Genomic DNA, 24031 nt, shown 5'->3' on the forward strand with positions numbered 1-24031 from the left:
TGGCGATGCCTTCGGACTCGCCAGGTGATAGAAAAAAGGCCCTTTCGGGCCTTTTTTGATCTGAAGAGAATGGATCAGCGCGGTTTTTGCCACAGGCCGAGCAGCAAGTCCTGTTCCAGCTCGTCCGGCCCCTGATGGATGAAGGCGTGGCGCTGTTCGCCGCTGGCGCGCCAGCCGAGGCGGCTGGTCTCGAGGATGTGTTCCCGCAGGCTTTGATCCAGCCCGGTGCTGAACTGGCAGCGCTCCTTGGCCACGGGCTCGAGGCCCGCGAGGCTCGGCCAGCTGAGGGGATGTTCCATGCTCACCGGGTTGAGGCTGATCCTCAACTGCCACTGATGACGTGGGCCCGGCTGCAGATAGAGCAGATAGCCGCCCGGTGCCAGCCAGTTGACCAGCAGTTCGGTCTTGACCTTGAGGTCGTTGACCAGCAGCACCTGGGCCGTGCCCGCCTGCAGCGGGGCACGGGCCGGATCGGCGATGACGAACTGGCCGTCTGGCTGGGCCTTGTTGGCGGCGAAGATGGCGTTCTTGGCCAGATCGAAGCCGCCGACACGCCAGCCCGGCAGTCGCTCTGCCAAGGCACGGCAGTAATAGCCTTCGCCACAGCCGAGGTGGATGAGTTCATGGGCGCCGAGAGGGGCCAGCATGGCCGCCATGGCCTCTATCACGGGCAATTGGTGCCCCTGCTCCAGATAGCGTCGCTTGGCGCGCAGCAGGGCGCGGCTGTCGCTGTCTTTCGGGTTCTTGGTGCCCGGGATGAGATCGAGATAGCCTTCCGGAGCCGGATCGAAATGATGCTTCTTGTCGCAATAGACGCCACGGGAGGCTTCATGAAGATGCAGGGCGCCGCGACAAAGGGGGCATTGAAGATGCATAAGTACTCGCTTGGTTGCAGCCAGGGAAAGGCGTTCGGGATTATAGGGGAGGCGATCAAAAAAGGCTGCCGTGGCAGCCTTTTTTATCCGGCAGCCCGTTGCAGGGCCGCCTGTGAACCCGCTTAGCGGGTACCGAACACCACTATGGTCTTGCCGTGGGCGGAGATGAGCTCCTGCTCTTCCAGCATCTTGAGGATGCGGCCGACGGTTTCGCGGGAGCAGCCGACGATCTGGCCTATCTCCTGACGGGTGATCTTGATCTGCATGCCATCCGGGTGGGTCATGGCATCCGGCTGCTTGGCCAGGTTCAGCAGGGTCTGGGCGATCCGGCCGGTCACATCCAGGAAGGCGAGGTTGCCGACCTTCTGGCTGGTGTGCTGCAGGCGCTTGGCCATCTGGCCGGAGAGGCGCATCAGGATGTCCGGGTTGACCTGGATCAGCTGGCGGAATTTCTTGTAGGAGATCTCGGCGACTTCACAGGCGCCTTTGGCACGAACCCAGGCGGAACGCTCCGGATTCTCGTTCTCTTCAAACATGCCCATCTCGCCGAGGAAGTCACCCTGGTTCAGGTAGGAGAGGATCATCTCCTTGCCTTCATCATCCTTGATCAGGACGGCGACGGTACCCTTGACGATGTAATAGAGGGTTTCTGCCTTCTCGCCGGCGTGGATCAGGGTGCTCTTGGCGGGATACTTATGAATGTGGCAATGCGACAAGAACCACTCAAGGGTGGGATCGCTTTGCGGTTTGCCAATGATCATGAGACTTCCTCTGTAGTGTCATTTTTGTGGACTCGTGCGTCCGGGCAAGGTGCCATGCTTGCCATTCCTTGTATCGGGTCGCAGTAGAATAAGAGCCTTTGTCGGTGCTGACAAGGCTTCGGGGACTTTTGCGAGTCGCCTCTTGTTTCGTCCTGTTGCGTTGCCCCGGCCATTCTAGGCAAGAGACGGCAAGAAAATGTTGATTTCGATCTATTAGGCGGGAAGTTCGCGAGAATATGGGTATGTGCCACACGGCCCCTGCTTGAGGTATGCTATGGGCGTCAGAAACGTCGTCATTGAGAGGAAATGTGAGATGAAAGCCAAGGTCAGCTGGGTGGAAGGCATGAAGTTTGTGGGCGAGAGCGAGTCCGGTCATCAGGTGACCCTGGACGGCGCCAACCCGGGCGAGGGTGCCAGCCCGATGGAGATGATCCTGCTGGCGGTCGGTGGCTGCAGTTCCATCGACGTGGTCTCCATCCTGGAGAAGGCGCGTCAATCCGTGACCGCCTGCCATGTGGAGCTGCAAGGGGAGCGTGCCGAGTCCGTGCCCCGGGTGTTCGAGAAGATCCATCTCAATTTCGTCGTCACCGGCAAGGGATTGGCCGAGAAACAGGTAGCCCGCGCGGTGGACTTGTCGATGGAAAAATATTGTTCAGTTTCCCTGATGTTGGAAAAAGCCGTAGAAATTACTCATAGTTATCAAATCCTTGAGGCTTGATACGCGTAGCTCGATCTGCCGATAACACCATGACATAAGGAAATTACAATGAAGAAAATAATGATGTTGCTCCCCTTGTTTGGGCTGGCCGCCTGCAGCATGCCGCAGCCGACCCAGTATCAGTACAGCCAGTACCAGTGCGGGGAAGAGCTGCTGGCCATCACCTATGATGCCCAGGCCGACATGGTGCAATTCCCCTATGCCGGGGTCTATCACAAGCTGGGACGTATCGACTCTGCCAAGGATACCGCCAGTTATTCAGACGGTGTGACCACCTTCACCCACCAGGACAAGAACGCCACCCTGGTCAAGAATGGTGTGACCCTGCTCACCTGCGAGCTCAAGTAAGCGCTCGTCTGTCTGGTGTGTCAAAAGGCCCGCATCATGCGGGCCTTTGTGTTTCTGGAGGTTAGCGGGGCAGGGCGCCCAGCAGCTGGGTGGCAAGCTGATGGCTGAGTTGACGCCGGCTGTCGTCGTCGATGGGCACGTCGCTGGCGAGCTGGATGGCGCTGCTCCATACCGTCTGCTGGCTCTGGCGATCGAGCAGCAGTATGGCCAGGGTGCCTTTGCGGGCGTCACTCTTGGCCTGCAACCCCGGTGTCATGCCTAGGCGGGAGAAGATCTCCCCATCGCTCATGTCCTTGCTGCCGGCCACGCCGATGGCCACCCAGACATCGGCCTCATCGAGGGGAACGCTTCGCCAGCCACGGCCATCGAGATCCTGGCTGACCGCCTGCTGCACCGGCTCCAGCCAGGGGGCCGCGCTGTTGCCCGCATACTGGAACTGCTCGGCCAGCGCATAGCGCGGGGTCGCCCCGTAGCGCCAGCCATCGGCCGGACGCACTACCATGGTGCCGGTTTCCACCGTGGGGGCGGCAGGGCCGGTGCTGCAGCCACCCAGCAGGGCGGCCAGTGTCAATGAGAGAAGTGCGGCGCGCATCGTGAACTCCTTGGTTCAGGTGATCTTGCCGGTTTCGATCAGCTGCTGGATCAGGGGGCGCAGGATCAGCTCCATCGCGAAGCCCATCTTGCCCCCCGGCACCACTATGGTGTTCATCCTGGACATGAAGGCGCCGTCGATCATCGACAGCAGGTAGGGGAAGTCCACCTGCTTGATGCCTCGAAACCGTATCACCAGCATACTCTCGTCCAGACTCGGTATCACCTTGGCGCTGAAGGGGTTTGAGGTGTCGACTGTGGGGACCCGCTGGAAGTTGATGTGGGTGCGGGAGAATTGCGGCGTGATGAAGTTGATGTAGTCGTCCATGGAGCGGACGATGGAGTCGGTGACCGCTTCCCGGGAGTGACCGCGCTCCGAGGTATCGCGAATGAGTTTCTGGATCCACTCCAGGTTGACGATGGGCACCACGCCGATGAGGAAGTCCACATGGCGCGCCACGTTGTGCTCCTCCGTGACCACGCCGCCGTGCAGCCCCTCGTAGAACAGCAAGTCCGTCTCGCCGGGCAGCGCCTGCCAGGGAGTGAAGGTGCCCGGCATCTGGTTGAAGGGGACCGCCTCGTCGAAACTGTGCAGGTAACGACGATATTGGCCGCTGCCGTTCTGGCCATACTCCTGGAAGAAGGATTCCAGCAGGCCGAAGTCGTTGGCTTCGGGTCCGAAGTAGCTGATGTGGCGGCCCTGCTCGCGGGCCTTGCGGATGGCGACGTCCATTTCGGGCCGGGTATAACGGTGAAAACTGTCCCCCTCCACCACGGCCGCGTTGTAACCCAGTTGGTGAAACATGGATCGGAAGGCATTGGTGGAGGTGGAGGTGCCGGCACCGGACGAACCGGTAACCGCAATGATGGGATGCTTGGCCGACATAGAATTCTCTCTTCCTTGGGAGTCCCGTTATAAGGGGATGATCAAAGTGCGGTCAAGTGTGTTCTGTGGTCGGCACAGGGCGAGATGGGGCGAAGGGATAGTATGAAGCGCTGATTTTTTAAGAGCGAATTCCATAAAATTCTGCACAGCATTTCATCTGCAGTTAATAAAGCTGCCGCTAATCTAGGAGCTGATGCCTTATTCAGGCATCTCCTGGGCGTCGACATGACGCAGGGACTCTAGAGGAACTATATTGATGCTCTCATGGAGTTCGCTGTAGAGAATGACTGCACTACCTTGCTGCAGTTGTTTTCTGACATCATCGACCTTGTCAGCCAGGCTGACATCCTGTTCACCGTATTCGGTTCCCTCCTGCAGGACGAAATGTTCAATCAGGTTATTGAGGGTTTCCGGATCCAGTTCTTGCCAGGGGATTATCATGGTTTCATCTTCGGTCATGGATATGCGGACATTGTCTTTGTCTGGGCACGGAGCGCAAGCAGTTTGTCTGAGCGGGGCCCCCCATGCTGTCCGTTGAGCAGCGCCGACTCGCCAGCCACTTCGATCATCACCTGGATGATGCGCGTCTGCGGGCCCTGGACGGCGGGCTGCGCTGGTTCTGGGTGATCAACCTGATCGCCATCCTGTTCCTGCTGACACGTTATTACATCTATTGGGATGCTCACCTGGCGGTCTCGGAATCCCTGCCCTGGTACTACGAGTGGCAGCTGATCTCCATGGGCGGGGCCAGCCTGCTGTTGCCCCTCGGCTGGCGCTGGCTCTCCCGTCAGCCGACGTCCGTCTGGCAGCCCTGCCTGTGGGGCCTCGCCCTGATGGGGGGGCTGGCCTGGGCCCTGGTGGGTTATTCCCTCTCCTTCGTGGATCTCAAGGCGGGCTTCAGCTTTGTCTTCAACATGATGAGCCTGCTGTTGCTGACCTCGCTCATCGCGTTTTATTGCGACAGGTGGCTGCTCTACTCCCTGGCGCTGCCCCCCTTGCTGTTTTTGATGATACGGGCGACCTGGAGCCCGGATCCCTTCGTACTGGTGAACATCCTGGCCACGGTGATCCTGCTCATCGTGCTGGAGACCGGGCGCCGCCTGCTCAATCGCTGGTTCGAACTGGCGGTGGAGCGCGAGCACGACAACCTGGTGCTGGCGCGCAAGATGGATGCCATGGCCAACAGCGATCCCCTGACCGGGGTGGCGAACCGGCGCTTCTTTGCCACCGTCAGCGAGCAGGTCTTGAAGGAGGTGCAGGTGCAGCACGAGCGTCTGGCGCTGATCCTGCTGGATGTGGATTTCTTCAAGCGCTTCAACGACCGCTACGGCCATCAGCGGGGGGACGAGTGTCTGATCGCCGTGGCCGACTGCCTGAGCACCTCGTTGCGCGAGCCCACGGACGTGGTGGCTCGCTACGGGGGGGAGGAGTTCGTGATCCTGCTGTACGGGGCCGATGCGGCCGCCGCCGAGGCAGTGGCGAAACGGATAGCCGGCGAGCTCGCCCTCTGCGCCATCCCCCATGCCGATTCCAGCGTCTCCGAACAGGTGACCGCGAGCCAGGGTATTGCCCTGTGGCGCAGTGGGGAGAGCATAGACGAGCTACTGGTGCGGGCGGACGAGGCGCTCTATCGGGTCAAGGACGAGGGACGAAACGGCTATCAGCTAGCCCCTTGAGTCTGCTCCTGCAGCCACTGGCTGATGCGCTCCTCCAGCCAGAAGCGGGGGCGCCAGGGGGTACCGTGCAGAAAGCCGACATGCCCGCCCCGGCGGCTCAGCTCATAGCGTACATGGGGGGATAGCTGTTCGGGTTTGGGGATCACGGCGCCGGTCATGAAGGGATCGTCGGCGGCGTGTATCACCAGGGTGGGAATGGGGATGCGCGCCAGCATGCCGAGCCCCGAGCAGCGCTGGTAATAATGCTCCGCACTGTCAAAGCCGTGCAGTGGCGCCGTCACCTGTTCGTCGAACTCCCGCAGGGTGGCGATGCGCGCCACCTGCTCCGGTTGCCATGTGCCCTGGGCTGCCGCCTGATGGCGGATCTTGCTCTGCAGATTCTCCCGCATGGTGCTCAGCAGGTAGCGCTGATAGACCCGTGAGAACCCCTGATTGACCCGATCGGCGCAGCTTGCCAGCAGGAGCGGGGCCGAGATCACCACGGCGGCGGTCAGCTCCCTCGGGCAGGCCCGCGCCAGCAGATTTACCAGCATGTTGCCCCCCAGCGAATAACCGATGGCCACCATGGGCTTGCCGGGGAAGCGTCGGCCCAGCTCGGCGATCAGCGCCTCGGCATCTTCGATGGCGCCGGAGTGGTAGGCTTGCAGCAATCGGTTCGGCTCGCCGCTGCAGCCGCGAAAATGCATCAGGACGGCGTCATTCCCCTGCCGCTGCAGATGGGCAAAGAGCCCCTTGGCGTAGTGGGAGTGGATGCTCCCCTCCAGGCCATGGAACAGCACCAGCAGCGGTTTCGGACCCTGCTCGACGGCGCCGCTCCAGGCAAGATCGACAAAATCCCCGTCTGCCAGTTCAAACCGTTCGGGGGTGAAGCGGGCCGGCGCCCGGCGCAGCCACTTGGGCAAGATGGTCTGCAGATGGGGATTGCGGGCCCACCAGGGGGCGTGGAAGTGGCTTTCAATCAGCATATGGGCTCGTCGCAAAGAGGAAAGACGGCGGCGAGCCGGGGCCCGCCTCCGTCATCAGGCGGGCAGGCGGTCGTGGTGCTCGGCGCCGCGCAGCATGGCCTGGATCAGTTCATTGGCTTCAAACTTGGTCAGCGCCTCGTGGGCACCCACCTGATGGGCACGCTCCACGCTGATCTCGCTGGAGAGGGAGGTGTGCAAGATAATGTAGGCCTCCGCCAGCTTGGCCTCGCTCTGCACCTCGAAGGCCAGCTCATAGCCGTCGAGCCCCGGCATCTCGATATCGCTCACCAGGATGTCGATGGGTCGCCCCTCGGCGGCCCTTGTCTGCATCAGGGTGAGGGCATCGCGACCGTTGGTGCAAACCTCGTAGGGGATGTTGATGTAATCCAGTGCCGCCATCAGCTGGCGGCGGGCGACGGCGGAGTCATCCACCAGCAGGATCCGCATCGGCTTGAGGCGCTCGCGCTGCACGTCGGTGAGCACCGGATAGAGGTGGCTGGGATCGTCCGGGTAGACCCGGGAGAGGATCAGCTCCACATCCAGCAGCTGGATCAGCTGCTCGCCCACCTTGGTGACCCCGGTCACGAACACGTTGTGGCCGAGGGAGGGAGGGGGCGGCTCTATGTCGCGCCAGTTGCACTCGGTGATCTTGTCGATGCCCCGCACCAGGAAGCCCACCAGGGTGCGGCGGCAATCCGTGATGATGATAAAGCACTGAGCCATCTCCTCCCGGGCGATGCGCCGATAACCCACCGCCATCGCCATGTCGATCACCGGGATCGTGGTGCCCCGCATGTTGGCGGCACCGAGCACGGTCGGGTGGGAGTGGGGCAGGGCGGTGAGCTGGGTATAGGGTACTATCTCCTTCACCTTGAGGGTGCCGATGGCGAAAGATTGCCGGGCCGAGAGGTGAAACAACAACATGCCCTGGGATTGATTGGCCTTGCTCGTCATGGCGGATGTCCTGTTGGTCTAGACGGTGATGTTCAGCATAGGGTCTGCAAAGCAGATGACTCGTCTGTTATTAGCGACCGCTTGCCGTAAAACTGGATCCCTTTCCCCGGTTTTTTCCGGGAGTAAGGGTCGGCTCAGCGCTGGGAGAGGGCCGTCAGAGGCTGGCCGAGCCAGCGCTGACAGGCATCGGCCAGCGCGGCTTCATCCTGGTAACCCAGCTTGTCCACTACCTGCACCAGTTTGCTGCCGCTTCTGAGCAGACGGGCAGCCTGCAGCAACTGCCATTGATCGCGCAGGGATTGAGCATCCAGACCGGCGGCGGCAAAGAGGGACTCATCAGTAGTGCCGCCTGCCTGCAAGGGGGAATTATCCTGAGCCATCAGGGTGGAGGCCATCAGCTCATCCTGTGCAACCCGCAGGCGGTGACCATAGGCCCCCTGCCAGTCGCGCGTGTTGTCCCAGCTGGCCAGATTGTCCAGCAGGGCATCCAGCAGCGGTGTGGCTTGCAGCCAGCCGGCCTGGGTTGGCTGTGCCACCCGTACCGAGCAGGTCAGCCTATCGTGCTGGCAACCCGCCAGGGGGGTGAAGGCGGCGAGGGCATCGCTGCAGAGCCAGAAGTGGCTGCCCGCCGTCAACAACCACTCCTGGGCGCCGAGCCTCAGCAGGGCCGCTCCCCGGGTTATCCGCAGCAGTTGGCCCAGCGGACTGCGCTTGCGGGCACCCATCTGCAGATGAGGAGTGGAAAAATGCTGATATTCGATGGCGTGATGCATAAGTTCCGGAGCCTTATTAACTGTTATATTTAATAATTTCATGTGTATTCATATGCTTACAGATAGTAATTTTTTTGAGGCCATTTCGAACCACATACAGTCTTTCAGACACGGCCATTTGCTATTTGTCCGAGTACCTTCTGAGTTATGGTTGGATGGTATGTAGCGGCATAGGGAATTTGGTCACCTAGTTAGCGGTGATATACTCACCTCAAACGCTGACGCAGCATGATGACACAATCGAAACGACGTCCTTTCCCCCCTAAATTCAAACTCGAATGCGCACAACTTGTACCCGATCAGAAATACCCCCAGTGCCGTTTGCGAGACCATTGACTTGGTCACAGCCGAGCGTTCGCAATAGCGTGATTACCAGAATAGAGGGGGTAATGTTGCGCTTTCGCTGACACAATTTGCAATCACTGGCAATGCGATCGAGGTTGGCGTCGATAATGGTCATGGCCCCGTGCGTGACGGTTGTTTGGGGGGGGGCAGATCACAAATGAATATTTTTTTATAATTATTTCAATACGTTGCTGTTGTCGATAAAGAGCCTATACATGAAAAGCTGTTACCTGCTGCTATTCCTCCAATTCATAGAAGGCTTTTGCTGGATGGTTGGATTTAGGCTGCGCGCCAGCGAATCAATCTCATTTCAACTTCATCGCGGGGTAAGCGACATCTAGGATGATTTAGAAGATTGGCTAGCCCGGCAGCCAAGTCCTGCCCAGGAACGCCTCTTTGTTCCATGCAGTCGAGAAGCCAAAGCAATCCAAATACTTTCCCGGTTCTTTCCGCTTCTTTTCGGAGCGCTTTGTCACCTGAGACAAGGCAGTGATTAGGTCTCATTGAACACATTAGAGCGAAGCAATCTGGCAACGAGAGCGCAGGGCGTTGCGCATTTATGTCTTGAGCGTCCGACAGCTCTTGGGCTGTTAGTGCAACAACACCCAAGCCAAGAGAGCGCAGATATGGGCCGTTATGCGCTTCTAGCTCGCGCTTATAAAGTAAATCAGGAACTACCATCGTCATTCCACACGTGAAGGCGGCATCTAGCAACCCTGCCCTTTCCAGATCGATCAAAACGGAAGTGTCGGAGACGAGGATGATCAAAATTTAAACTCCGATTCCCATCAGCCTAGCATCAAGTTCACGAACGCTGATTCTTAGCAGCTCAGCAGCTCGGGATTCAGATATGGCGCCTTCAGACACTGCTCTGAAACACATACGCTCCATGCGTTGTGGCACTTCAGCATCTAGTAAATACGGCTCGTTAGAGCCCTGTCCGTTCCAACCCAGTGCCTTGATCTGTCCAAATAATCGCCCGTAAGCAGCTTTAGTAATCACACCTAGTTGTCCACAACGCACTACTAGGGAGGCAATACTTACTTTGAACAACTTTTTTAGCTCTACTAGTTCGCCAAGCGAGATTGAGGTTCTGCGCTCACCAAGCAATTGGGTCATCATTTCCCTAGCCATCAGGAGCGCACCAGCAAAGCGATCGGCAGCCTTCTCCTGCTCTGCATCGCTCAGTCCTGCAAACTGGAGCACGAGGTGAGCTAACTCATGCGCCAAGGTAAAGCGCTGCCGCTCGCCGTTGTGATGTCGATTCACAACAATCACTGGTACATCTTCTCTATTTGGGCGGCTGACGTGAGCCTTGGTGCCTGAAACTTTTTCTGGAAGTTCCAAGGATATGACCTTAACGCCTTTCTCCTCAAGGAGCTCGGCCATTGACGGGATTGCGTCAATCCCCAATTTCCACTTCAGCCTAAGAGTTTCAGCTGCACGCTCAGCATCTTCGATGCGCTCAATGAAAAACGCTGAATCATCGAGAGGCAGCCAAGTCTCCCCAGCTTCTGGCATCAGCTCTTCTAGCTCAAGATAGCGTTCCACTTGATCAAGCACTACTGACTCTACAGCACGCTCTTCCTTGGGGCCAGCTTGTGGTCCCTTACGAAAATCCACACCGGTAAGTTCAATTTTCTGGCGACTGATCAAGTATTCAGGGGTCACACCTAAAGCATCTGCTAGGGCAAGCAGGGCGGTGGAGCCTGGCATCATTTCATCGCGCTCGTACTTTCCGATTGCTTGCGCCGAAACATGCCCCTGGATGCGAGCCTCTAGCTCGCGCAGGGAGAGCCCTTTGGACTCCCTAGCACGTTTCAGTCGGTTTCCAATCATGGTCATCTCCACATAAGTTCGGTTTACAGATTGACTGTGGTAATTGTCGTTTGTAAACTCATGGTCGTCAAGGTTGATATGAGGTGTGTTATGGCGAACCGCAATAATGTCCACATCGTACGACGTGGTGATCAGTGGGGTGCATTAAGGGAGGGTGGGGAGAGAGCATCCCGGCTTTTTGAGACGCAGCAACAAGCGATCGATGCAGGCCGGCAAATGGCAAAGCAAGATCGAGGAGAGTTACTGATTCATGGTGAAAATGGCCGTATACGCGCAAGAGATTCACACGGAAATGATTCGTGTCCACCGAAAGATACAAAGTGAACGTTCGACGTTATCCGGTGAACGGTTGCCACATTTGGGAAAACGGGAGGATAAAAATGCAGTTACATAAATGAAACGAGGCAAGCTAGGAAGCTTGCCTCGAGTGAAACCAGCGAAATACTGACTTCGGGTTTGGTCGCCTAAGAGTCTCTCTTCGCTGGTTCACGCTGTCAAGTTTCCCCACGGTTTTTCTATTCATCGCTGTCGGCCTTTTCGACGAGCGAGAGATCAATTTACTTGAAGGAAATTGAGATATGAGTACCAACGATGAAATTGTAAATCTGGAAGCCTACGCAAAAGCTAACCTTGAGGTTCCGCACGGTAAGAAGTTTCAGATTAAAGTCGATAAGCAGCAGTACGTTGTCGATGTATCTGAAATGACTGGGCGACAGATCCTGGAGCTAGCGAGTAAGGTTCCTCCCGAGCGATACATCCTTCAAATGAAAGAGGGGCCAAGTGTGCGGAAGATAGAGCTCGATGAGGTCGTGAGCTTCCTTAAGCCAGGCATTGAGCGCTTCATGACGATTCCGAACGAGGTTACTGAGGGTGAAGGCCCTGTACCTCGTCGGGAGTTCGGCCTTCTGGAAGATGACGAGCAATATTTGAACTTGCTTGGCCTCAGTTGGGAAACCGCTACGGAGGGGGGCGTTCGCAGGGCAGTGATTCATGACTGGCCTGTACCCGAAGGCTACAACCGCACCGCTGTAAGCGTGAATGTCCAACTGCCACCGGGTTACCCGGATACCCAAATCGACATGGCCTATTTTTATCCACCGCTAATGCGTGCAGACGGTCGCCCGATCAGTGCTCTAGCCCTTGATCAATTTGATGGTAAGGAATGGCAACGCTGGTCTCGTCATCGCACTGTGGGCAGTGCTTGGCGCATGGGTATCGACTGTTTGGAAACGCATATGGCTTTGGTCACCGACTGGCTAGTCGCGGAGCTACGCAAATGATGAAGCGTTACTCTTTAGCCATGGCTGGCATACATCATGCTCAGGCAATGAGTCATCTATTCCCTGGCGATGGAAGGGAGGCTGTCGTCATTGCGTTGTGCGGTATGGCAACAAGTGATAGACGCAGCAGCTTTCTGGTGCAGTCGATCATTCCTGTTCCATATGGGGCATGTTCGATTCGGGAACCTCATCGTGTAACTTGGTCGCCGGAGTCGGTTATACCCGCACTTACGGCAGCTATGAATCGGGGGCTATGTGTCGTCAAAATACATAGCCATCCCGGTGGTTACGGGACGTTTTCTCACACAGATGATCGCTCGGACACCGAATTTTACTCCTCGGTATTTGGCTGGCTTGATACAGAAGAACCTCAAGCCAGTGTGGTGATGTTGCCGAGTGGAGAGATGTTTGGTCGTACGATATGGCCGGATTGTATTGGTGAGCCCCTTGATGAGATTCGAATTGCTGGGGATGATATCCAGATCTGGCGCCCACAAGCCAATTCAGAAGTTACTCCTAGTTATGCTTTGCGAATCGCTCAAACTTTTGGTGAGAATACCTACAGCTTACTTCGTTCACTTCGTATAGGCGTTGTTGGTTGCTCGGGTACAGGCAGCATTGTGATCGAGCAGCTTGCCAGGAATTGCGTGGGGGAGCTAATCTTGGCCGACCCCGATCACATTGAAGATAAAAACCTTAATCGCATCCTGAATAGCACTTGGGACGACGCGAAGCAGGGGCGAAGTAAAGTCGAAGTTATGCGTCGGGCCATCACCGAGATGGGTCTAGGCACTGAGGTAGTTGCTCTCAAAGCAGATTTGATGAATCGAGAAGTTATTCATCAGTTGTCTACCTGCGACGTACTAATTGGATGCATGGACTCAATCGATGGCAGACACCTACTGAACAAGCTGGCTAGCTATTACCTGATCCCACTCATTGATGTTGGTGTTCGTATTGATGCAGACGGTGTGGGAGGCATTGATCAGGTTTGTGTGGCTATTCACTATGTCCAACCTGGCGGTTCCAGTTTGCTGAGCCGAGGCGTGTACACACAACCGGACTTAGATGCTGCATTCATGATGCGGGAGAATCCTCAGCAATATGCAGATCGGCTTAAAGAAGGTTACGTTCGTAACTCGCGAGTTGATCAACCAGCAGTCATATCGATCAATATGCAAGCGGCTGCGCTTGCAGTGAATGAGCTCCTAGCGAGACTTCATCCCTATCGAGTCGAGCCAAACCGTGAGTACGCATATCGGTGTATCGTACTCAGTGACCCGCCAGCGAGCAGTGACAACCCAGAAAGCAAGCCATGCCCAATCTTTTCTGCTCGACTGGGCTGTGGTGATGTCGAGCCACCACTAGGGTTACAGAGTTTTCTAGCCAAACCGGGGGTTTAAATGCAGTGGCTTCTTCGTTGGTTTCAGCAGCTATTCGGGATCATTCCAAAACACCGCTTATTTAGGTGTGAAGAAGTGCCCGAGTCGCTCGATCTATATACGTTGTATGTCGTGGGATCTGGAGGGTGTTACTGGCTTGCAGTCATGGTTTGTCCATGCGGGTGCGGTGATTTAATCCAGCTCTCTTTAGCCAGCAATGGGCACCCTCGCTGGGTTGTAGATGAGGGAGTACGCAGGGCTGCGTCACTCCACCCCTCTATTCATAGAACGGCTGGATGCCGAAGCCATTTCTTCCTCAAACAAGGGAAAGTGATCTGGTGTCGAGACTGAGGTGAGAGCGACCACGCTGGAATCGTTCTGCTTAGCTTTTAAAATCCGATTTTCGTTTATCAGCACTTCGTTAATCGAAGTTAGGCTTGCAACCTTGAAACGCAACTCCTCGATCTCCTGACGCAGAGCACGCCCTTTCTCTCGCTCTGTACGTAGAGCTTGGTGTTTCACATCGCGCTGAGCGCGGCTAGAGCGCCCTTGGACCTCACGGATGGCCTCGGCGATGTTCGGATAGTAATTATGGATCAGTGCCGCCGAAACACCCGCCTCACGCGCCACTGCTGCGATGGTAACCTTCTTTTCATCTGTCTTTGCCCGACCACGCTCAATGCGGTGGAGCGCGAAGAGTAGCTCCTTTTCTCGGGCATCGGCGGGCTTACGTTTGATCGTCATTACACGTCGCTCTCCGGGTCATAGCCAAGTTGCATAAATACATCGCGACAGCGTTCTAAGTCGCGTAGAACGCGCATATGACCACTCTCGCCAATATCGCCGCACTCCAGCAATCCCTTCAGGTTGTTGTAGAGCTGGCGGTAGATGCCAAGATGGTCGGGCCCAATCACGGCATTGTTGCAGTCGATGCACCGTGTGCGCTCAAGTGTGTTGCCAATGCAGCCATCATTGTCGGCAGTGCACCAAGCGTGTCCATTGCTGCGGATTGCGGTGCTATCGGCAATCGAAATCACCATTGTCCGGTGATCCTTGAAGAGGGCAAGGTTGGCAGGGGCGCGCTGCCATCGTTTAATTGATCGCCCGTAACCTCCAGCCAGCTGGTCGTCACCCAGCCAGTTATCCACGGTGCCAAGCTTGATGTCTTCGAGTTCAGTCTGGATGTCATTGTACAGTTCGAGATCAAGATGATTACCCCAGCCATCATCCATCGCATAGCCAAGTGTCATGTCCATGCTCCAATGTGCAAAATGCTCACGTAAGTAACGTAGATCGCCGAACTGGCTGTGTGCCACGTAGCTGGCGAACTTTCGACGAAACTGGTGGCTGGCAAGCGACCAGTCAAGTCCTGCATTCTTGGCAAATGCCTTGAGGGCAAGACCCCACGAGTAATCCGACAGGGTACGAACTTGATTTCCCTTGCTTTTAGTTGATCCTAGGAACAGCGCACTTTGCTGTTTCTGCGCATTGGCGATTTCCGGGTCGAGTGGGTTAACCTTGTGTCGCTCGGCTATCTCGGTGGAGATCATGGCCTGGTAAGGCTCCGCCCAACGCTCCATGATATGCAGCGCTTGTACGGCTGCTTCGGGGATCATCAGTCGTGTTCTCCAGTTTCGGTCTTTTCCGACTTGGAGCGCATCCAATGGAAGATAGTGCCTTCATCATCCTCGGTACGGCGGTGAGCACCTGACTGTAGATTGGCTAACTCGTGGTTGCGGCAACCGGAGGTGCTGGCCAGTACGATGTAGCAGGCGGTGCGCAGATATAGTATTGCTTTGTTGAGGGCATCAACGCCGCCTTCCCAGCCAAGGGCGGCGAGGTGTTGGTTCTTGGTACTGATAACAGCCCGAAGCCTCTGTATTCTTGGTTCCACTACGACAGATGCGACGGCATCGCGTAGATCGAGCAAGCGCTGGCCGCCTCTAACTTGCTCATAGGCATTCTGGAACAGTGTGGAGAACACTATATCTGGCATCAACGGCGTCTTACAGCCCTGCTTATGGGTCGCACCGCTTCCGGTCTGCCCGGCAATAGCATTAGCAGACGTCCCATACCAAGGATGTTGCGGGATTGGGTCGTGAGTGTATTGACTCAATTCGTAGAGTGCTTCGACGGCCTGGAAGCGGTGAGCAAGACTACCCTGTGATAACGGCTTACTTTTGCCGTAGTGAGAATGGCGGTACTCCCGGCACTCAGCAGCATAATTTGTGCAGACAATGGGCGTAACTAATGCCAGGCGGGTGAGTGTGAGCGCGTCAAGGTAGCGCAGGAAGGCCACTGCATGGCTAAGAAAATTTATCAGAGCTGATCCTTTCGGTCGTTGCCGGCCCCCCCGACCGCGCCGCAGGTAGCGGTACATTATCGCCTTCATCACCGCTCTGAAAGCAGCCGGTACAAGTTTGAACTTAAGGTAAGTATTACTGTTGGCTTTGTTGCTTGGCACACCGTCTAGGCGCCAAATATCATCACCATAGCGGCTGATAACGACACATTGCCCATCAACTTGGGTGGCACCCACGATGAGGGCATCGCGCAGGCTGTCGGGCAGTTCGCGCACGTCCCATGGTTGTGATTCAACGTCAGGCCAAGTCGGTGAAACCACCGCATTGTTGTTCATGCGAAGACCTCCAACTGTGACACGACATCGAATGACCAGAAGGGGTGCGGCTCGATGCGAGCTCGCTCACGTGCCGTTTCGACGGCCGCGAGTTTGAAGACTCCACGTCTCAGACCCTCAGCCACGATGTAGTCGTCAATCAGCCGAGGTACTTGCGCGTAATCTCGTTGCCAGCGCCGTTTGTCCATGTGCTCGCGCTCGGCAAACACACGGAAATAAAAACTGAACAGTTTGTGCAGATCGTCGCCCGTCACCACGTAATTCCGGCAGCGTAGACAGCTGAGGAAGTTAATACAGGTAGCACCTTCCCGCTTGGGGGCGTACTGACCGTTTACCAGGTCACTACAACGCCCCATCGGCGTCTTATAGGTCATGCCGATGGTGTGAGCCAGCAACTCCTCGACCATGACATTGCCCATGAATCGCCAGTTGCGCTTGGCCCCCTCATCCGCCGTCATATAGTGCCGACCGGCCACCTGGGGCGTGTTACCGAGGGCAATGGCGGTCGTTGCTAGATCACCGTCCAGGATCTCGAAGATGCGGTTTGCGAAGGTCTTGCGCAGGCGTGAGACGTTGATGCGCAGCGGCTGCCCATCGGTGTCCGTGAGCTCGTAGTCAGCTACAAGCTTCGTAATCGCATACTTCAATTTCCTTTCAGACAGTGTATCGACCTGACCACAATTTTTATTGCTGCGTGACCGATACAGCCAGATGCGTGCCTGAACATCGTGGGAAGCCTTAGCGCGTAGCGGTTCGGTGCGAGCGATCACGCGTCGGATCAGGTGCTCGACATTCGTCCTGATGATCGGAGCTGACTCCAGCAGGCGCTCATTCGTGCTTTCTCCCCGAAGGATGACTTTGCTGGTGTTATGCCCCCGCCGTTTCCACAGGATCAGGAAGGTGCTGTTGTCCTTGGGGTGGGCGCGTAGACATTCGCGCCCCATCTCCAGCAGCGGAGTGGTGTTGCGCCCTGTATGCAACGCCACGATCAGCAGGGCATAGGCTAATAGCTCGCTGGTCAGAGGTATATCGTCCTGCCAGATCGGCATGACCGCCTGTTTGAGCGCCGCGGCGAACGCTTGGCGCTGGGCCTTCGGTAGCGGAGTTTCGCCCTTTAACTTTCTGTTGCTGTGCGGGAAAGGGTTGCGTGGAAAGGTGGCTGCATCACCGGCGATGACCAAGGTGATCAGTCCCCGCTGGCCGAGTGCTAGAAGCACGGACTTCGTGCTGTCATAGACTTGCTTCTGGGTGGATATAACCAAGCCCTGGCCAGCCAAGTATCCGAGGTAGCCGTCGATCAAGTCGCGGTCAATGTCAGCCAGACTCAGCCCGTATCCGAGCTGGGTCACACGCAGCCGCAGGTAACCGAGGAAGTTGCGCATACCCTTTAAGCAGTAGCTCCCCACGGTGCTGGCCTCGACCTGAGTATCTTGCCCGGCCAAGAAGCGCTCAATTTGCCTCTGGCAGGCATAGGTGATCGTATCAATACCTGAACCGTACCAGGGGGAAAAATCGAAGTTTCGGGCGGTAGTGGCATTGCGTCCAAATGCGACCAGCGTGCTTGCTGGAGGTATGTCCTCGGGCAGCACGACGTCATGCCCTTGCTGAGCAAGGCTGTGCTCGACCTGCGTAGCGTTGAGATCGATTCTGCCATAGACCTTGCGTTTGCCCATCAGGCCGTCTCCAAACTGTCGTTCAGCTCGTCGTCGTAGGCCAACACCGCGCTATCGGCCAGTTCGTTTATCAAATGCAGGTACACCATCGTCGTCTGGATCGAGCTATGTCCGAGTTGCCGCTGCACGAACACCAAAGGATCTATGTCGCCGCGATGTCGTTGCAGAGTTACCAGAGTGTGGGTGGCATAGGTGTGGCGTAGCATGTGAGGATGAACCTTGATGCCGACCTTCTTGCCGATATCGCGGACGATGCGCTCGATGCCCTTGCCATCATTGGCGAAGGGCTCCCCAAACTGGTTGAGGAACAGCGGCTTGTATTTCGTTGGGCTGAGAGAGCTCCGGTCACCGCGCACCTGGACCACGTAACGATGCAACTCGGAAAGAAAGCGGCGACTGAGGTAGATGTTGCGTGGCATGCTGCCTTTCGTCAGCATGCCATTATCATCGAACGGATCGAGACTAATCAGAATATTGCGCTCTCGCCTGCCGTTCTTGTCGGTATCGGAGATGTAGGCCAGTGGGAACGTGGCGATTTCCTCGCGACGCAAGCCGGTCCGAAGCCCAAACAGCATCATCATTCGGTGATGGGGATTCTCCGCAGCCTGCAACAGCGCCCTGATCTCATCCATGCTCAAAAACTTTGGTAATACACTATGCGCGCGCGGCATCACGTCATTTGCCATGGTCTTGCCACCCCTGGCATCGACGTGGGCCAAAAAACCGACCTCACGCTTGACCGTTCGCTCTTCATAGCGAAACGGCAGACTGCTCACCCATCCCTGTGTCTGGGCGTATTCGTAGAACTTGCAGATATAGTGCAACCGTTGCCGTGTTGTTGAACGAGCCAACTTGCACTCAACCAGGCAGTAGTCTCGGTAGGCTGCGACAATGCTCTTGGCTTCACCACGGTCAACGTCGCGCCAATCGATGTCATGTGCCTGGAGGAAGCTGAAGAAGTCGTACAGTGCACGGCCAGTGCTTGGCCAGGACTTTGTTGACCCTATAGCCCCGCGCAGAAGGTAGTGACGAAGGAAATCATTGGCGGGAACGCAACTCTCCATCGTGTCCCAAAGCAGGATCGGAAAGCCAGTATACGGACGACCAGCAATCACCAAATCTTTGGTAGCCCAAATAAGCTCCATCAACCAGCCCCCACTCTGATGAACCGAAAATCCTTATCGGAAGGACTCAGAGTCATAAGTCATAGCGTCTGAAGCTTTTTATCTAACTCCTTGGTTTGTAAAGCTAGCCTGTTACTAACACTTAGCAAGCTCCTGATCATGTGAAAACCCTGATATGATGCTGCCTGGAGGTAACAAAAATGGAAGCCAGACGTAAAAAACGCTTCATTGCCGGTGCAGTTTGTCCGGCGTGCGGCAAGATGGACACCATGATGCTGTATATGGAGCATGGAGTCGAGAAGGTGACCTGTGTCGACTGCGGGGACACCCAGGTGCAAACCCAGGCCGAGGTGGACAAGGCGACCCGTGGCGCCGAACAGGTCATCGGGGTGTTTCGTCCCGAATAAGGGCCGTCGGCATGGCGCCTGACCGGAGGGACAGGAGCCGCGACATCCAGCGGCCATCGCCGTCCCGTCCGGCCAGCAGGCCAGCCCGTATATTCGGGGTCTGGTCAGTGGCGCTGTGGTCTGCTGGATTTTTCAGCGCGCCTTGGCGCGGCAGATCATATGCTTGGCCACCTTTTTGAGGTATTCTGGCCCCGTTTTTTTCTATCCGCAGGATCCCTGACATGAAAGTAGCTCCCCTGAGCGTGGTTACGCTGGAATACACGGTCACCGACGAACACGGTGAAGTCATCGACACCACTGTCGGTAAAGAGCCTCTGGTGTATCTGCACGGTACCCGTTATCTGGTCTCCGGCCTCGAAGCCGAGCTGGAAGGCCGCAGTGTGGGCGAGGCATTCGAGGTCACCCTGGCCCCGAGCCAGGCCTACGGCGAGTATGACGAGAACCTGGTGCAAGAAGTGCCGGGCGAGCTGTTCGATGGCATGGAAGTGTCTGAAGGGGATACCTTTGTTGCCGAGACCGACGATGGCCACCGCCCGGTGACCGTGGTCGAGGTTTCCGAAGAGTTCATCAAGGTGGATGGCAACCATCCGCTGGCCGGCGTGACTCTGGGCTTCAAGGTTGAAGTCAAGGAAGTGCGTGCCGCCACTGCCGAAGAGCTGGCCCACGGCCACGTGCACGGTGCCGGTGGCTGCGGTCACGACCATGGCCACGATCACGACCATGATCACGATCATGGCCATGGCGGCTGCTGCGGCGGTGGTCATCACGGCCACGACCACGGTCATGATCACGGCGACGACCACGGTCACGGCGGTTGCTGCGGTGGTGGCGGTTGCGGTGGCAAGGGTCACCAGCACTGATCTGCCCTCTGGCATCATAAAAAAAACCCGCTTCGTTGCGGGTTTTTTTATGGGCGACTGGCGCGGCACTCAGTAGTGCGGCGGCGGAGTCTCTTCCGCCATGCTGGCGATCTGGCTCGGTTGCACGCTCTGCAGCTTGTCGATCAACAGCTGGATCTGATGTTTGAGCCGATCGAGCTCACGACCCTGGGTGGTCACCTCGTCGTTGAGTTGCTCCACCGTGTATTCGGCATAGGCGAGACGGCTTTCCAGGGTCTCGAGGCGATCGTTAAGTTGCTGACTCATGGGCCTGTTGGTCCTTACTTGATAGTCCAGATTTCGGCCAGGCCACTGGAACTGGCGCTGACGAGGTGGCTATTGTCGCGCAAAGCCACGCCATAGACCACAGCGCTCGGCGGTTTCACCTTGGGATGGGGGGAGACGCGCCAGCTCTGCAGCTGGCTGCCATCACTCACCCGCCACAGGGAGAGCTGACGGGAGGGGGCCCCGGTGATGAGCCACTGACCGTCGCTGGCAAAGCGCGCCGAGGTGTAGACCTCGAAGCGGTGGTCAAACTGCAGCCGGCTCTGCTCCTTGCCGGTCTTGAGATCCCAGATGCTGGCCTGGCGGCTGTCGGCGGTGAAGGCGAAACGCCCACTGGGGTCGAGCCTTGCCATCACCACCCGGCCGCCGTGGTTGAAGCGCCACACCACCTGGCCGGTACGGGTATCCCACAGGTAGGCGCTGTAGTCGTTGCCGCCGGTGAGGGCGTAACGGCCGTTGGGGGAGAGATCCACCGTATTGACTTGCTCGCTGTGGCCGAGGAACTGCAAGCGGCGACCGGTGCGGGTATCCACCACTTCCGCCTTGCCATCTTCGCGCCCGATCAGCACCTGGGTGCCATCGGCCGAGAGCGCGGCGTCCCTCAGCCTGGATTCAGGAAGGGAGTAGTAGCCTTGGGACTGGCCATCTTGCAGCCGCCAGATGGCGAAGGTGTCCTGGGTGGCGGTGATGGCATGGCTGTCGTCCGGGGAGAAGCGGGTGAGGGTGACGAAGTTGTCCTGACTGTCGGACTGCCGCCAACGCCAGCGCTCCTGCCCCTTGTCGAGATCCCAGACCACGGTCCCCTGTCCGAGACTGGAGACCATGGCCTGTCGGCCATCGCTGGAGAGATCCGCACTCAGCAACCCCTGACTGGCGAGGGGGATCTGCTGGTCCGGGGATGAGCTCTGTTCGCAACCTGTCAGCATCAGACAAATACCGAAGAGATAAATGGCACTTTTGATCATTTTTCCTGTCTCATGCTTTCGTTACCTGCGATCAGGGCGTTAGTATAAGGCGCTTATCACTATAAACCTCTCATTTCATGAAGGAACCGAGAGCGGTATTTAGAGTTTTGGAGAAACTGATGAACAATTTTCTGAAGGTGTCCCTGCTGGCCGCGGCCGTTACCGTCGGCCTGACTGGTTGCCAAAAAGATGAAAAGCCGGCTGCCAACAATGCAGAGGTGAAGGCAGAAGCCAGCAAGCCAGCAGAGGCCCCCAAGGCTGAAGCCAAGAGCTTTGAAGAGCAATCCGGCTATGCGATCGGCCTCTCCATGGGTCGTTATATCGCCAATACCCTGGAGCGTCAGCAAGAGCTCGGCATCAAGCTGGACAACACCGTCATCCTCAAAGGGGTGACCGACGGTCTGGGCAAAGAAGCCAGCATGACCGACGAGGAGATCCAGAAGGTTCTGCAAGAGTACGACGCCAAGATCAACGAGCTGACCAAGGCCAAGGCTGACAAGGATGCCGTGGACAACCTGAAGAAAGGCGAAGAGTACCTGACCGCCAACGCCAAGAAAGAGGGCGTGAAGAGCACCGAATCCGGCCTGCAATATCTGGTCGAGAAGATGGGTGACGGCGCCAAGCCCAAGGCCACCGACATCGTCAAGGTTCACTACACCGGTACCCTGACCGATGGCACCAAGTTCGACAGCTCCGTCGATCGCGGCGAGCCGGCGACCTTCCCGCTCAACCAGGTGATCCCGGGCTGGACCGAAGGCGTGCAACTGATGCCGGTCGGTTCCAAGTTCAAGTTCTTCCTGCCGTCCAAGCTGGCCTATGGCGAGCACGGTGCAGGTTCCATCCCGGCGAACGCCGTGCTGGTATTTGACGTCGAGCTGCTGGCTATCGAGAAGCCGGCTGCCGAAGCGGCGGATGCCAAGAAATAAGCAGCATGCTGCACAAAAACGGCTCCTCAGGGAGCCGTTTTTACTTTCAACTGGCAGCACCTGGCTTCAGAAAGCTGGCTGTCATGGCTTGAGTGTGTGGCTCATCGCCCGCAGAATAGACAACAAAATCAATCGCAAGGATGGATCCCGTGGCTGAAAGCAAACCTCGCGTCCTGTTGGTGGAAGATACCCGCAGTCTGGCGGTCGTCTATGAGCAGTATCTGGCCCAGGATGGCTATGAGGTACTGCTGGCCGATTGTGGCCAGCAGGCGCTGGCGCAACTGCTGGCGAGCCCTCCTCCCGTGGTGTTGCTGGATCTGGAGCTGCCGGACATGTCCGGCATGGAGATATTGCAGCAGATCACCGAACAACAGCTGCCTTGCTCCGTAGTGGTGATCACCGCCCACGGGTCGGTGGACGTGGCGGTGGAGGCGATGCGCCTCGGGGCCTTCGATTTCCTGACCAAGCCGTTTGACGGCAAGCGACTGTGCGCCACCGCCGGCAACGCCCTGAAGCACCAGCAGCTCAGCTCCCTGGTGGCCCAGTATCGGGAAAACTTCGAGCGCAGCTCCTTCGCCGGTTTCATCGGCGCCTCCATGCCCATGCAGGCGGTCTACCGCATCATAGAGAGTGCGGCGCCGAGCAAGGCGACCGTGTTCATCACCGGCGAGAGCGGCACCGGCAAGGAGGTGTGCGCCGAGGCCATCCATCAGTGCAGCCCGCGCCGGGAGCAGCCCTTCATCGCGCTGAACTGCGCCGCCATCCCCCATGATCTGATGGAGAGCGAGATCTTCGGCCATGTGAAAGGCTCCTTTACCGGCGCCCAGGGGGATCGCAAGGGGGCGGCCAGCCTGGCGGACGGCGGCACCTTGTTTCTGGACGAGATCTGCGAGATGGATCTCGACCTGCAGAGCAAGCTGCTGCGCTTCATCCAGACCGGCACCCTGCAGCGGGTCGGCAGCGGCAAGCTGGAGACGGTGGATGTGCGTTTCGTCTGCGCCACCAACCGGGACCCCCTGGTGGAGGTGAAGGCGGGGCGTTTTCGGGAGGATCTCTACTACCGGCTGCACGTCATCCCCCTGAGCCTGCCCCCCCTGCGGGAGCGTGGCGAGGATATCCTGCTGCTGGCACGGGATCTTCTGCTGCGTTATGCGAAGGAAGAGAACAAACGTTTCAAAGACTTCGATGCCGAGGCGGTGCGGGTGTTGCTGGACTACCCCTGGCCCGGCAACGTACGCGAACTGCAGAACGTGGTGCGCAACATAGTGGTGCTCAACGACAGGGAGCTGGTGAGCCCGGAGATCTTGCCGCCTCCTCTCAATGGCGGTCAGGGTCGCGTGGCTGTGCTGCCTGCGGCAAGCGCCACCGAGGTGGTCGCCCAGGCCCCGAGCCGAGCCCCCATACGGCCGCTCTGGCTGGTGGAGAAGGAGACCATAGAGCAGGCCATCGCCAGCTGTGACGGCAACATCCCCAAGGCGGCGGCCCTGCTGGAGATCAGCCCCTCGACTATCTATCGCAAGAAGCAGGGCTGGGAAGAGGCGAGCCAGGGCTGATGGACGTTCAGCCCACACCTTCCCAATCCCGCTATCGCAAGAAGCAGGGACGGGAGGAGGCGAGCCAGGGCTGAGGTCGGTGTCGGGATGACAGGCGTCATTCAGAGCAGATAGCTGGAGTGCCGGGGGGGGGGGGGGGGGGGCCGCCCCGGGGGTTTGTTTGGTTTGGGAGGGTTTGTTGGTGGTGGG

General features: G+C 57.6%; 28 protein-coding genes. 11 read left to right on the top strand and 17 right to left on the bottom strand.

What is annotated here, in order from left to right; genetic code table 11:
• Nucleotides 1-74: 74 nt before the first annotated feature.
• Nucleotides 75-875, bottom strand: coding sequence for a putative RNA methyltransferase (locus tag ACW5W7_RS15830; RefSeq protein ID WP_456502327.1), 801 nt, complete (start codon nt 873-875; stop codon nt 75-77).
• Nucleotides 876-997: 122 nt separating this feature from the next.
• Nucleotides 998-1636 carry a cAMP-activated global transcriptional regulator CRP gene (gene crp / locus ACW5W7_RS15835; protein WP_010673237.1) on the bottom strand — a complete coding sequence of 213 codons (639 nt, stop codon included), beginning with the start codon at nt 1634-1636 and terminating at the stop codon, nt 998-1000.
• 313 nt (nt 1637-1949) lie between these two features.
• Here crp and ACW5W7_RS15840 point away from each other — a divergent pair, with 313 nt between their 5' ends.
• Together ACW5W7_RS15840 and ACW5W7_RS15845 are read left to right on the top strand one after the other, a co-directional pair.
• Complete coding sequence (locus ACW5W7_RS15840) at nt 1950-2354, top strand: OsmC family protein (protein ID WP_349921210.1); 405 nt, start codon at nt 1950-1952, stop codon at nt 2352-2354.
• 48 nt (nt 2355-2402) lie between these two features.
• Nucleotides 2403-2702 (top strand): hypothetical protein, encoded by a 300-nt coding sequence (locus tag ACW5W7_RS15845; RefSeq protein ID WP_456502328.1) that lies wholly within the window; start codon nt 2403-2405, stop codon nt 2700-2702.
• Nucleotides 2703-2763: 61 nt separating this feature from the next.
• On the opposite strand, the gene ACW5W7_RS15850 is transcribed toward ACW5W7_RS15845, so the two are convergent.
• The 3 genes from ACW5W7_RS15850 to ACW5W7_RS15860 form a co-directional block, all read right to left on the bottom strand.
• Nucleotides 2764-3294 (bottom strand): DUF4136 domain-containing protein, encoded by a 531-nt coding sequence (locus tag ACW5W7_RS15850; protein WP_456502329.1) that lies wholly within the window; start codon nt 3292-3294, stop codon nt 2764-2766.
• Between the two features lie 15 nt (nt 3295-3309).
• A complete protein-coding gene (locus tag ACW5W7_RS15855) occupies nt 3310-4179 on the bottom strand; it encodes a phosphoribulokinase (protein ID WP_349921213.1) in 870 nt (289 codons plus the stop codon).
• Between the two features lie 198 nt (nt 4180-4377).
• Complete coding sequence (locus tag ACW5W7_RS15860) at nt 4378-4620, bottom strand: YheU family protein (RefSeq protein ID WP_456502339.1); 243 nt, start codon at nt 4618-4620, stop codon at nt 4378-4380.
• 83 nt (nt 4621-4703) lie between these two features.
• Between ACW5W7_RS15860 and ACW5W7_RS15865 the strand changes: the two genes are divergently transcribed.
• On the top strand, nt 4704-5855 hold the full coding sequence (locus ACW5W7_RS15865; RefSeq protein ID WP_456502330.1) for a membrane-associated sensor domain-containing protein: 1152 nt from the start codon (nt 4704-4706) through the stop codon (nt 5853-5855).
• On the opposite strand, the gene ACW5W7_RS15870 is transcribed toward ACW5W7_RS15865, so the two are convergent.
• The 5 genes from ACW5W7_RS15870 to ACW5W7_RS15890 all read right to left on the bottom strand — a co-directional run bounded on the left by ACW5W7_RS15870 (nt 5840) and on the right by ACW5W7_RS15890 (nt 10731).
• Nucleotides 5840-6820 (bottom strand): hydrolase, encoded by a 981-nt coding sequence (locus ACW5W7_RS15870; RefSeq protein ID WP_456502331.1) that lies wholly within the window; start codon nt 6818-6820, stop codon nt 5840-5842. The two genes, ACW5W7_RS15865 and ACW5W7_RS15870, sit on opposite strands and share 16 nt — an antisense overlap.
• A gap of 54 nt (nt 6821-6874) precedes the next feature.
• Nucleotides 6875-7774: a chemotaxis protein gene (locus ACW5W7_RS15875; RefSeq protein WP_349921216.1), complete on the bottom strand. Its 900-nt coding sequence runs from the start codon at nt 7772-7774 to the stop codon at nt 6875-6877.
• Between the two features lie 134 nt (nt 7775-7908).
• A complete protein-coding gene (locus tag ACW5W7_RS15880) occupies nt 7909-8547 on the bottom strand; it encodes a hypothetical protein (protein ID WP_456502332.1) in 639 nt (212 codons plus the stop codon).
• A gap of 624 nt (nt 8548-9171) precedes the next feature.
• A complete protein-coding gene (locus ACW5W7_RS15885; RefSeq protein ID WP_336756849.1) occupies nt 9172-9660 on the bottom strand; it encodes a PIN domain-containing protein in 489 nt (162 codons plus the stop codon).
• Nucleotides 9661-9663: 3 nt separating this feature from the next.
• A complete protein-coding gene (locus ACW5W7_RS15890) occupies nt 9664-10731 on the bottom strand; it encodes an XRE family transcriptional regulator (RefSeq protein WP_336765209.1) in 1068 nt (355 codons plus the stop codon).
• 90 nt (nt 10732-10821) lie between these two features.
• On the opposite strand from ACW5W7_RS15890, the gene ACW5W7_RS15895 reads away from it, so the two are divergent.
• From ACW5W7_RS15895 to ACW5W7_RS15910, 4 genes are all read left to right on the top strand, one after another.
• Entirely contained in the window at nt 10822-11055 is a 234-nt protein-coding gene (locus ACW5W7_RS15895; RefSeq protein ID WP_336756853.1) for a DUF2188 domain-containing protein, read from the top strand.
• Between the two features lie 254 nt (nt 11056-11309).
• On the top strand, nt 11310-12011 hold the full coding sequence (locus ACW5W7_RS15900; protein ID WP_336756855.1) for a multiubiquitin domain-containing protein: 702 nt from the start codon (nt 11310-11312) through the stop codon (nt 12009-12011).
• Nucleotides 12008-13414, top strand: a complete 1407-nt coding sequence (locus tag ACW5W7_RS15905) for a ThiF family adenylyltransferase (RefSeq protein WP_336756857.1) — start codon at nt 12008-12010, stop codon at nt 13412-13414. Before ACW5W7_RS15900 ends, ACW5W7_RS15905 begins: the two co-directional genes overlap by 4 nt.
• A gap of 144 nt (nt 13415-13558) precedes the next feature.
• Nucleotides 13559-13744, top strand: a complete 186-nt coding sequence (locus ACW5W7_RS15910) for a DUF6527 family protein (RefSeq protein ID WP_419715472.1) — start codon at nt 13559-13561, stop codon at nt 13742-13744.
• On the opposite strand, the gene ACW5W7_RS15915 is transcribed toward ACW5W7_RS15910, so the two are convergent.
• From ACW5W7_RS15915 to ACW5W7_RS15935, 5 genes are read right to left on the bottom strand one after another with little or no spacing between them, the layout of a single operon-like run.
• Entirely contained in the window at nt 13658-14137 is a 480-nt protein-coding gene (locus tag ACW5W7_RS15915) for a TetR family transcriptional regulator (RefSeq protein ID WP_336756858.1), read from the bottom strand. The genes ACW5W7_RS15910 and ACW5W7_RS15915 overlap by 87 nt on opposite strands.
• Entirely contained in the window at nt 14137-15009 is an 873-nt protein-coding gene (locus ACW5W7_RS15920; protein ID WP_456502333.1) for a hypothetical protein, read from the bottom strand. The genes ACW5W7_RS15915 and ACW5W7_RS15920 overlap by 1 nt, the downstream gene beginning before the upstream one ends.
• Complete coding sequence (locus ACW5W7_RS15925; RefSeq protein WP_456502334.1) at nt 15009-16031, bottom strand: hypothetical protein; 1023 nt, start codon at nt 16029-16031, stop codon at nt 15009-15011. The genes ACW5W7_RS15920 and ACW5W7_RS15925 overlap by 1 nt, the downstream gene beginning before the upstream one ends.
• The gene (locus tag ACW5W7_RS15930) at nt 16028-17704 is read right to left on the bottom strand and encodes a hypothetical protein (RefSeq protein ID WP_336756861.1); all 1677 of its coding nucleotides are present in this window, start codon (nt 17702-17704) and stop codon (nt 16028-16030) included. The genes ACW5W7_RS15925 and ACW5W7_RS15930 overlap by 4 nt, the downstream gene beginning before the upstream one ends.
• A complete protein-coding gene (locus ACW5W7_RS15935; RefSeq protein WP_456502340.1) occupies nt 17704-18849 on the bottom strand; it encodes a tyrosine-type recombinase/integrase in 1146 nt (381 codons plus the stop codon). The genes ACW5W7_RS15930 and ACW5W7_RS15935 overlap by 1 nt, the downstream gene beginning before the upstream one ends.
• Nucleotides 18850-19028: 179 nt before the next feature.
• Here ACW5W7_RS15935 and ACW5W7_RS15940 point away from each other — a divergent pair, with 179 nt between their 5' ends.
• Both ACW5W7_RS15940 and ACW5W7_RS15945 read left to right on the top strand, forming a co-directional pair.
• Complete coding sequence (locus ACW5W7_RS15940; RefSeq protein WP_456502335.1) at nt 19029-19235, top strand: YheV family putative zinc ribbon protein; 207 nt, start codon at nt 19029-19031, stop codon at nt 19233-19235.
• 221 nt (nt 19236-19456) lie between these two features.
• Entirely contained in the window at nt 19457-20095 is a 639-nt protein-coding gene (locus tag ACW5W7_RS15945) for an FKBP-type peptidyl-prolyl cis-trans isomerase (protein ID WP_456502336.1), read from the top strand.
• Nucleotides 20096-20164: 69 nt separating this feature from the next.
• Here ACW5W7_RS15945 and ACW5W7_RS15950 read toward each other — a convergent pair whose 3' ends face one another.
• A complete protein-coding gene (locus ACW5W7_RS15950; protein ID WP_349921220.1) occupies nt 20165-20380 on the bottom strand; it encodes a SlyX family protein in 216 nt (71 codons plus the stop codon).
• A 14-nt stretch (nt 20381-20394) separates the two neighbouring features.
• Nucleotides 20395-21363, bottom strand: coding sequence for a WD40 repeat domain-containing protein (locus tag ACW5W7_RS15955; protein WP_456502337.1), 969 nt, complete (start codon nt 21361-21363; stop codon nt 20395-20397).
• A 119-nt stretch (nt 21364-21482) separates the two neighbouring features.
• Here ACW5W7_RS15955 and fkpA point away from each other — a divergent pair, with 119 nt between their 5' ends.
• Both fkpA and ACW5W7_RS15965 read left to right on the top strand, forming a co-directional pair.
• On the top strand, nt 21483-22289 hold the full coding sequence (gene fkpA / locus ACW5W7_RS15960) for an FKBP-type peptidyl-prolyl cis-trans isomerase (RefSeq protein ID WP_349921222.1): 807 nt from the start codon (nt 21483-21485) through the stop codon (nt 22287-22289).
• A 149-nt stretch (nt 22290-22438) separates the two neighbouring features.
• Nucleotides 22439-23842, top strand: coding sequence for a sigma-54-dependent transcriptional regulator (locus ACW5W7_RS15965; RefSeq protein ID WP_456502338.1), 1404 nt, complete (start codon nt 22439-22441; stop codon nt 23840-23842).
• Nucleotides 23843-24031: the final 189 nt, after the last annotated feature.

It is taken from the genome of Aeromonas intestinalis (genome assembly GCF_054052485.1).

What these genes read in the sequence shown, in the direction of transcription:
- ACW5W7_RS15830 (WP_456502327.1), bottom strand. Translation starts at nt 875, where the DNA reads ATGCATCTTCAATGCCCCCTTTGTCGCGGCGCCCTGCATCTTCATGAA.
- crp (WP_010673237.1), bottom strand. Translation starts at nt 1,636, where the DNA reads ATGATCATTGGCAAACCGCAAAGCGATCCCACCCTTGAGTGGTTCTTG.
- ACW5W7_RS15840 (WP_349921210.1), top strand. Translation starts at nt 1,950, where the DNA reads ATGAAAGCCAAGGTCAGCTGGGTGGAAGGCATGAAGTTTGTGGGCGAG.
- ACW5W7_RS15845 (WP_456502328.1), top strand. Translation starts at nt 2,403, where the DNA reads ATGAAGAAAATAATGATGTTGCTCCCCTTGTTTGGGCTGGCCGCCTGC.
- ACW5W7_RS15850 (WP_456502329.1), bottom strand. Translation starts at nt 3,294, where the DNA reads ATGCGCGCCGCACTTCTCTCATTGACACTGGCCGCCCTGCTGGGTGGC.
- ACW5W7_RS15855 (WP_349921213.1), bottom strand. Translation starts at nt 4,179, where the DNA reads ATGTCGGCCAAGCATCCCATCATTGCGGTTACCGGTTCGTCCGGTGCC.
- ACW5W7_RS15860 (WP_456502339.1), bottom strand. Translation starts at nt 4,620, where the DNA reads ATGATAATCCCCTGGCAAGAACTGGATCCGGAAACCCTCAATAACCTG.
- ACW5W7_RS15865 (WP_456502330.1), top strand. Translation starts at nt 4,704, where the DNA reads ATGCTGTCCGTTGAGCAGCGCCGACTCGCCAGCCACTTCGATCATCAC.
- ACW5W7_RS15870 (WP_456502331.1), bottom strand. Translation starts at nt 6,820, where the DNA reads ATGCTGATTGAAAGCCACTTCCACGCCCCCTGGTGGGCCCGCAATCCC.
- ACW5W7_RS15875 (WP_349921216.1), bottom strand. Translation starts at nt 7,774, where the DNA reads ATGACGAGCAAGGCCAATCAATCCCAGGGCATGTTGTTGTTTCACCTC.
- ACW5W7_RS15880 (WP_456502332.1), bottom strand. Translation starts at nt 8,547, where the DNA reads ATGCATCACGCCATCGAATATCAGCATTTTTCCACTCCTCATCTGCAG.
- ACW5W7_RS15890 (WP_336765209.1), bottom strand. Translation starts at nt 10,731, where the DNA reads ATGATTGGAAACCGACTGAAACGTGCTAGGGAGTCCAAAGGGCTCTCC.
- ACW5W7_RS15895 (WP_336756853.1), top strand. Translation starts at nt 10,822, where the DNA reads ATGGCGAACCGCAATAATGTCCACATCGTACGACGTGGTGATCAGTGG.
- ACW5W7_RS15900 (WP_336756855.1), top strand. Translation starts at nt 11,310, where the DNA reads ATGAGTACCAACGATGAAATTGTAAATCTGGAAGCCTACGCAAAAGCT.
- ACW5W7_RS15905 (WP_336756857.1), top strand. Translation starts at nt 12,008, where the DNA reads ATGATGAAGCGTTACTCTTTAGCCATGGCTGGCATACATCATGCTCAG.
- ACW5W7_RS15910 (WP_419715472.1), top strand. Translation starts at nt 13,559, where the DNA reads ATGGTTTGTCCATGCGGGTGCGGTGATTTAATCCAGCTCTCTTTAGCC.
- ACW5W7_RS15915 (WP_336756858.1), bottom strand. Translation starts at nt 14,137, where the DNA reads ATGACGATCAAACGTAAGCCCGCCGATGCCCGAGAAAAGGAGCTACTC.
- ACW5W7_RS15920 (WP_456502333.1), bottom strand. Translation starts at nt 15,009, where the DNA reads ATGATCCCCGAAGCAGCCGTACAAGCGCTGCATATCATGGAGCGTTGG.
- ACW5W7_RS15925 (WP_456502334.1), bottom strand. Translation starts at nt 16,031, where the DNA reads ATGAACAACAATGCGGTGGTTTCACCGACTTGGCCTGACGTTGAATCA.
- ACW5W7_RS15930 (WP_336756861.1), bottom strand. Translation starts at nt 17,704, where the DNA reads ATGGGCAAACGCAAGGTCTATGGCAGAATCGATCTCAACGCTACGCAG.
- ACW5W7_RS15935 (WP_456502340.1), bottom strand. Translation starts at nt 18,849, where the DNA reads ATGGAGCTTATTTGGGCTACCAAAGATTTGGTGATTGCTGGTCGTCCG.
- ACW5W7_RS15940 (WP_456502335.1), top strand. Translation starts at nt 19,029, where the DNA reads ATGGAAGCCAGACGTAAAAAACGCTTCATTGCCGGTGCAGTTTGTCCG.
- ACW5W7_RS15945 (WP_456502336.1), top strand. Translation starts at nt 19,457, where the DNA reads ATGAAAGTAGCTCCCCTGAGCGTGGTTACGCTGGAATACACGGTCACC.
- ACW5W7_RS15950 (WP_349921220.1), bottom strand. Translation starts at nt 20,380, where the DNA reads ATGAGTCAGCAACTTAACGATCGCCTCGAGACCCTGGAAAGCCGTCTC.
- ACW5W7_RS15955 (WP_456502337.1), bottom strand. Translation starts at nt 21,363, where the DNA reads ATGATCAAAAGTGCCATTTATCTCTTCGGTATTTGTCTGATGCTGACA.
- fkpA (WP_349921222.1), top strand. Translation starts at nt 21,483, where the DNA reads ATGAACAATTTTCTGAAGGTGTCCCTGCTGGCCGCGGCCGTTACCGTC.